General features: G+C 48.1%; 5 protein-coding genes. 4 read left to right on the top strand and 1 reads right to left on the bottom strand.

What is annotated here, in order from left to right:
* The first annotated feature begins 163 nt into the window (after window positions 1–163).
* From IH879_17155 to IH879_17170, 4 genes are all read left to right on the top strand, one after another.
* On the top strand, window positions 164–1,672 hold the full coding sequence (locus tag IH879_17155) for a class A beta-lactamase-related serine hydrolase (protein MCH7676654.1): 1,509 nt from the start codon (window positions 164–166) through the stop codon (window positions 1,670–1,672).
* Window positions 1,673–2,143, top strand: a complete 471-nt coding sequence (locus IH879_17160) for a DUF1569 domain-containing protein (GenBank protein ID MCH7676655.1) — start codon at window positions 1,673–1,675, stop codon at window positions 2,141–2,143. It abuts the gene before it with no gap.
* 283 nt (window positions 2,144–2,426) lie between these two features.
* Window positions 2,427–5,798 carry a PD40 domain-containing protein gene (locus tag IH879_17165; GenBank protein MCH7676656.1) on the top strand — a complete coding sequence of 1,124 codons (3,372 nt, stop codon included), beginning with the start codon at window positions 2,427–2,429 and terminating at the stop codon, window positions 5,796–5,798.
* 119 nt (window positions 5,799–5,917) lie between these two features.
* On the top strand, window positions 5,918–6,175 hold the full coding sequence (locus tag IH879_17170; GenBank protein ID MCH7676657.1) for a GlsB/YeaQ/YmgE family stress response membrane protein: 258 nt from the start codon (window positions 5,918–5,920) through the stop codon (window positions 6,173–6,175).
* 145 nt (window positions 6,176–6,320) lie between these two features.
* Here the strand turns inward: IH879_17170 and IH879_17175 are convergent, their stop codons facing one another.
* Window positions 6,321–6,551 carry a hypothetical protein gene (locus IH879_17175; protein ID MCH7676658.1) on the bottom strand — a complete coding sequence of 77 codons (231 nt, stop codon included), beginning with the start codon at window positions 6,549–6,551 and terminating at the stop codon, window positions 6,321–6,323.
* Window positions 6,552–6,674: the final 123 nt, after the last annotated feature.

Raw genomic sequence — 6,674 nt, forward strand, 5'->3', positions numbered from 1 at the left:
CCCGTCATTCTCTGGCTTCTGGTCGTGCTGGTGATCCGCCCCGAAGAACGGTATTTAACGAAGGCTTTTGGATCGGTGTACACAGATTATGCCAATCGGGTGAGGAGATGGTTATAGAAGACAAGTCATAACTATATTTTATGCATTAAACGGGAGACTTTCAATGAAACTCAAAAATCTTGCTTTAGCGATATTTATTGCCCTCACCTGTCTTTGGGTCAAAACCCCGGGTACGGCATCTGAAGGCGCAACTGATGCAAAGAAATTCTCACAAAGGCTCGATTCAATTGTCCCAAAACTGCTGCAGGAAAACCTGGTGCCCGGCGCGGCGGTAGCTTTAATCCAAAATGGCGAAGTTGTCTTCAAAAAAGGATACGGCTATTCAGACCTGGAAAAAAAGCAGCCGGTTACACCGCAAACGGGTTTCAACATTGGCTCTATTTCCAAGACAGTGGCTGCCTGGGGCGTCATGCGCCTGGTTGACCAGGGTAAACTGGACCTGGACGTTCCTGTAGAAAAATACCTGAAGCGCTGGCATTTACCTGAATCCGAATTCAATAACGAGGGTGTGACGGTGCGGCGATTGTTGAGCCACACGGCCGGGTTATCGCTGCATGGCTATCCCGGTTTTGGACCGGATGACAACCTGCCTTCTGTGGCGGAGTCATTGTCGGGCAAAACAAACGGCTCCGGAGATGTGCATCTTATCATGGAGCCCGGGACAAAATGGAAATACTCCGGCGGCGGGTACACGATTTCTCAACTGCTGATCGAGGAAGCTACGGGACAGGTTTTTGCAGATTACATGCGCGAGCAGATCCTGAGGCCGCTGGGTATGCTGCGCAGTGATTATCGATTGACTAAAGAAATTCTGGCCGGTTCTTCCGTGGCTTATGACGGCTGGGGTGACCCCACGCCTAATCCGCGTTTTACAGCGGAGGCTGCAGCAGGTCTGCATACAACAGTTGAGGATTTAGCGACATTTGCAGCGGCTGCATTGGCAGGTCCTGATAAACAACTACCTGGGCGCAACATCTTAAAGCCGGAAACCATCGAACTCATGCTCACACCAGCACCGGCATCGAATGGCACCTATGGGCTGGGGTATTCAACAAGGTCGCTGCCAAAGGCAAAAACCAGCAAGGGACACGGCGGTTCGAATCGCGGCTGGCAGGCTTATTTTCAAATTATACCCGAAAGCCGGGAAGGCATTGTCGTGGTCACCAACGGTTCGAACGGTAGGCATGTGCATTGCCAGGTTTTCTCTGCATGGACCGAATGGGTTACCGGCGATAGACCGGAAAGAGGCTGTCGGAAACCTATCCGCATTGCTTTGATTCCGACGATTTTAGATGACGGGGTTGAGGCCGCCCTTAAACAATACCGGGAGCTAAAAGACACAAATCCGGAGGATTACATTTTTTCCGAAGGACAATTGAATAACTTGGGGTATCAACTACTGGGAAAAGAAAGAATCAAAGACGCTATTGAAATTTTCAAACTCAACGTTGCGGCTTTTCCTGAAGCCGCCAATCCTTACGACAGCCTGGGCGAAGGGTACATGAAAAACGGCGACAAAGAGCTGGCAATTAAGAATTACAAGAAATCGTTAGAGCTGAATCCCGATAATACCAATGCTGCGGAAATGCTAAAAAAAATGGAGAATCAATAAATGGAGAAAAAGAGTCTCTATTCAAGCGAGGTCTATGAGGACTGTTTAAACCGAATCGAGCAGTTGACTCCTGAAACTCAGCCGCAATGGGGCACAATGACCGCTGCCCAGATGCTGGCGCATTGCTCCGAAATCCAGGAAGTTACAAACGGAAAAGAGTTGAAAAACACACCCTTTATCGCTAAACTGTTTCGCGGCATGATTCGGAATATGGTGGTTAATGAGAAACCCTATCCGAAGAACACAAAAACTCATCCGCAGTATTTACAAACCAAGGATTGTGATTTTGCCAATGAGAAAAAGCGCCTGCTGGATGCATTGGCACAATTTGTAGCTGGCAAAGAAAAATCTGAATCGATTGAACATCCACTTTTTGGCAAAATGACGATTGAGGAAAAGGGCTGGGGGATGGTTAAGCACCTCGATCCTCATTTGACCCAGAATGTAATGAGCTTGTTTCGGTTTTTGTGAAAAGCATAGAGACCAAAATAGCCAATATGGAGAAAAGAGAAAGGCGCTGACGGTAAATCGTAATCCCGGACGTCCGGGACATCAATCATATATCGTATATCAAGTTCTGAGCTCAAGAATATACGATTTACGATATGCGATCTCCGATTTGCGATCTTTTAAAAAGGATGCTTAACTTCGCAAATCTAAGATCGTTAATCAAAATTATCCACAACTGCGTTGTCGATAAAACAACATGAGGGCCTAATTCACTAAATTCAAAGCTCTACAAATCGGAGGAACTATGAACACCCGCAACAGATTCCTGGTTATTTTTCTCACACTTTTATTTTCAGTGACACTTGCAAACTCGACTCCCGGTTTCGCTCAGGAAGAAGAAACCAAAGCGGCCGAAGAAGACAGCACAAAAAAGGAGAAGAAAGGCCTGCCTCTGGAGCCGGGCCGCACGCTTGAATTCACCGCCGAGGAAGGCTCGTGGATTTCACTGGATGTCAGCCCGGACGGCAAGACCATTGTTTTTGACTTGCTGGGCGACCTCTACTCCATGCCCATAAGCGGAGGCTCTGCAACCCGGCTAACCAGCGGCATGGCCTACGACGTCCAGCCCCGGTTCAGCCCGAACGGTGAAAGAGTTGTTTTTATTTCAGACAGCAGCGGCAGCGAGAACGTCTGGACGCTTGATTTGAAAAGCAAAGAGCGAAACCAGCTCACCAAGGGCAAAACCGACTTTCACCTTTCCCCGGAATGGACGCCCGATGGCAATTACATTGTGGCCTCCAAAGCCACCGCCAGGTTTGGCGCAGCCAAACTCTGGTTGTTCCACCTCGATGGCGGCAGCGGGGTTCAGCTTATTAAAATCAAAAGTGAGAAGGACAAACCCCGCAACCAGCAGTTGAAAACCATTGGCGCGGCCTTTGGTAAAGATGCCCGATATATTTGGTACGCCCAACGCCGCGGCGACTGGCAGTACAACGCGATTTTTCCGCAGTACCAACTGGCCCGCTACGACCGCGATACCGGCAAAAGCACCGTCATGACTTCGCGCTTTGGCTCCGCCATCCGGCCCGCTCTGTCGCCGGACGGCAAACTGCTGGTCTACGCCACCCGCTATGAACACCAAACCGGACTGCGGATTCGCGAGTTAGCCACGGGCGATGAAAAATGGCTCGCCTATCCCGTGCAGCGGGACGACCAGGAAGCCCGGGCAACGATGGACGCTTTTCCCGGATACAGTTTTACCCCCGACTCCCGAAATATCATTATTTCTTACGGCGGCAAAATCTGGCGTGTAGCCGTTGATGGCAGTGAACCCCTAAATATTCCCTTCACCGCCGATGTGAATTTGGCCCTGGGTCCCGAAGTGCGGTTTGACTACAAAATCGATGACGAGCCTAAATTTATTGCCCGACAAATCAGAGAGGCGGTGCCGTCTGCCGATGGTAAAAAAATCGCATTCACCGCGCTCGATAAACTTTGGGTCATGAATTTAAATGGGGCGCCAAAACGCCTGACCAAATCTAATGTTGGCGAACACTACCCGGTCTGGTCACCGGATGGAAAATGGATCGCCTACGTAACCTGGTCAGACGAAGTGGGCGGGCATATTAACAAAGTCAGAGCCACCGGCGGTAATCCAGTTCAGCTCACAAACATGGCCGCAGTTTACCGGCAGTTAGCCTGGTCGCCGGACGGCAGACGCATCGTCGCGATTCGAGCATCAGCCCGCGATCTGCAGGAATCCATCGCCTTTTTTCTGGGCGGGCTTGCTGAGCAGTTTATCTACGTTCCTTCTCAAGGCGGCAGCGTCACCGTTATTGCCCCAACTGAGGGACGAAGGGCGCCGCATTTCACCCAGGATGCAAATCGTATTTATGCATATAGTTCGAGTGACGGTCTTATTTCAATGCGCTGGGACGGCACCGATATCAAGAAACATGTTAAAGTAACCGGTGAAAAGCTTCCCGGTTCAACAGATCCTATTTCAGCAAGTTTGATTTTAAAAGCGCCGACAGGAGATCAAGCCCTGGCCCAGGTAGATAATCATTTATATGCTGTCACCGTCCCATATGTTGGTGGAGACACACCAGCCATCAGTGTGTCAAAGCCGGAGAAGTCGGCCTTTCCTGTCAGAAAGTTAACTGAAATCGGCGGTCAATTTCCGGCCTGGAGCGCAAACGCCAAAAAGATTCACTGGTCGATGGGCAATGCCTTTGTAACCTACGACCTGGAACAGGCGCAGGCATTTGATGACAGTTTGGAAGCGGCGGCAAAAGCGGACACCACAAGTGAAGAGGAGGAGGAAAAAAAGAAGGACAAGAAAGATAAACCCAAGTACAAACCGGATGAACAACGAATTGAAATTATGGCAACCCGGGATATTCCCAGGGGCGATCTGGTTCTAAGAGGCGCGCGGGTTATTACCATGAAGAATCATGAGATTATTGAAGATGCGGATATTTTGATTAAGAATCATCGCATAGAAGCCGTTGGTGAGCGCGGCGAGGTTGAGGTACCGGAAGGCGCCAAAATAATAGAAGTTTCGGGCAAAACTATCATCCCCGGTTTCGTCGATACGCACGCGCACATGAGGCCTTCCCGGAATGTGCATAACACTCAAGTCTGGACCTATCTGGCAAATCTTGCGTATGGCGTGACCACCACCCGCGATCCCCAAACCGGAACCACCGATGTCCTTTCTTACGCAGACCTTGTCGAGACCGGCAACATGATCGGGCCGCGTATTTATTCAACCGGACCAGGGGTATTTTGGCGGGAGCCCATCAAGGATTTGGATCACGCCCGAAATGTGCTGCGGCGCTACAGCGATTACTACGATACCAAGACTTTTAAAATGTACATGAGCGGCAACCGGCAGCAGCGGCAATGGCTTATTATGGCGGCAAAAGAACTGGAGCTGATGCCGACAACCGAAGGCGGCCTGGATTTTAAGCTTAATCTGACTCATGCAATTGACGGCTATTCCGGACTGGAACATGCGTTGCCAATCACGCCAATTTACAGCGACATTGTAAAGCTTTTTGTAAAATCCGGTATCACATACTCACCGACTCTGCTTGTTTCTTACGGGGGTCCTTTTGCCGAAAATTATTACTACGCTACCGAAAACGTCTTTGGGGATGCGAAACTCCGACATTTTACTCCGCATACGGAACTGGCATCAAAATCGTTGCGTAGAGGCAGCCGGCCGGGTTCGGCTGGCTGGTTCCACCGGAATGAACATGTCTTTGACAAACACGCAAAGTTCGTTGCAGATTTAATTGCTGCCGGAGGACGTGCCGGAGTAGGCGCTCACGGCCAGCTTCAGGGACTTGGTTACCATTGGGAACTTTGGTCGATCCAATCGGGCGGGCTGTCCGAACATGACGCCCTGCGGGTGGCCACCATTTATGGCGCAGAAGCAATTGGCTTTGGTAACGACCTCGGTTCAATTGAACCCGGTAAATTAGCCGATTTGATAATTCTAAACCAAAATCCCCTGGAAAATATTCGCAACACAAATAGTGTAAAATACGTGATGAAAAACGGCCGGCTTTACAACGGAGACACTTTAGATGAAGTCTGGCCTCGCCAGCAAGCGCTACCGAAACCCTATTGGCAAGACAGGGCGCCAAATACCAAGGCCGGTATAAAATGAAAATTTTTTATTTTTTCCTTGTATTATTGGGTCAGATTGCTTTAAATTGCAGATATTTCCATTCGGAAGTATAAAAAGGCCCCAAACTAATTTAACTCATTTGAAGGGAGGACGCTATGATTGGTTTATTACTTTTCTTGGTTCTCGGTCTTGCTGCCGGCTGGTTGGCCGGTAAAATTATGGGGAAAGGTTTCGGGTTAATTGGAAATCTCGTTATCGGTGTTGTCGGCGCTTTTCTCGGCTCTTTCCTCTATAATAAAATTACTAGCTCTGCAGTGGCCTGGGGTGAATTCAGTCTCATGGGTCTTGTAACAGCCGTGGTAGGCGCAATGCTGCTTTTATGGGTGGTAAGTCTCGTTAAAAAGAGCTCATCATAAAAAAATAAAAGGCAATGAAGTATCTTTAGTTTCGACTATGTTTTATCAAATGACCATCTGAATCAGTTCGGATGATCGTTTGGGGCCTTTTTTATTTTTTTAAACTTTGTACGAAATTAGAGCAATCGTAAATATTTGAGCCAGTCTATTTTTTTAGTTTACCCGCAACTTTTTTATAAAGATTTTTTAAATCTTCGTTTGTTAAGCCTTTACCAGCTTCGTAGTACCCAATATTAAACCCAAAAAGCAGTACAATCAATCCGCACAAGTATTCTAATCCAGTCATCTTTACAACCTTATCAATTTTAATCGAATTTCCGTTGCTGTTTATAAATTCAATCGGCAATAATTGATCCTTGTTTAATATTCTTTTCATTTAATAAGTAGATTCTTTTTGCCTGGTAAATCTCTCTCTTAATCTTGAGCATTTATACGAATCTCCTAAAATAATGATTCAGGGGAACAGGAGAGAATTCACCTTAAGACACAATGAGTGAAA

Source organism: candidate division KSB1 bacterium (assembly GCA_022562085.1).
In the GTDB taxonomy this organism is placed as follows: domain Bacteria; phylum Zhuqueibacterota; class Zhuqueibacteria; order Oceanimicrobiales; family Oceanimicrobiaceae; genus Oceanimicrobium.

Bases quoted from the DNA above. Each gene is read 5' to 3' on its own strand.
- IH879_17155 (MCH7676654.1), top strand. From the start codon at position 164: ATGAAACTCAAAAATCTTGCTTTAGCGATATTTATTGCCCTCACCTGT.
- IH879_17160 (MCH7676655.1), top strand. From the start codon at position 1,673: ATGGAGAAAAAGAGTCTCTATTCAAGCGAGGTCTATGAGGACTGTTTA.
- IH879_17165 (MCH7676656.1), top strand. From the start codon at position 2,427: ATGAACACCCGCAACAGATTCCTGGTTATTTTTCTCACACTTTTATTT.
- IH879_17175 (MCH7676658.1), bottom strand. From the start codon at position 6,551: ATGAAAAGAATATTAAACAAGGATCAATTATTGCCGATTGAATTTATA.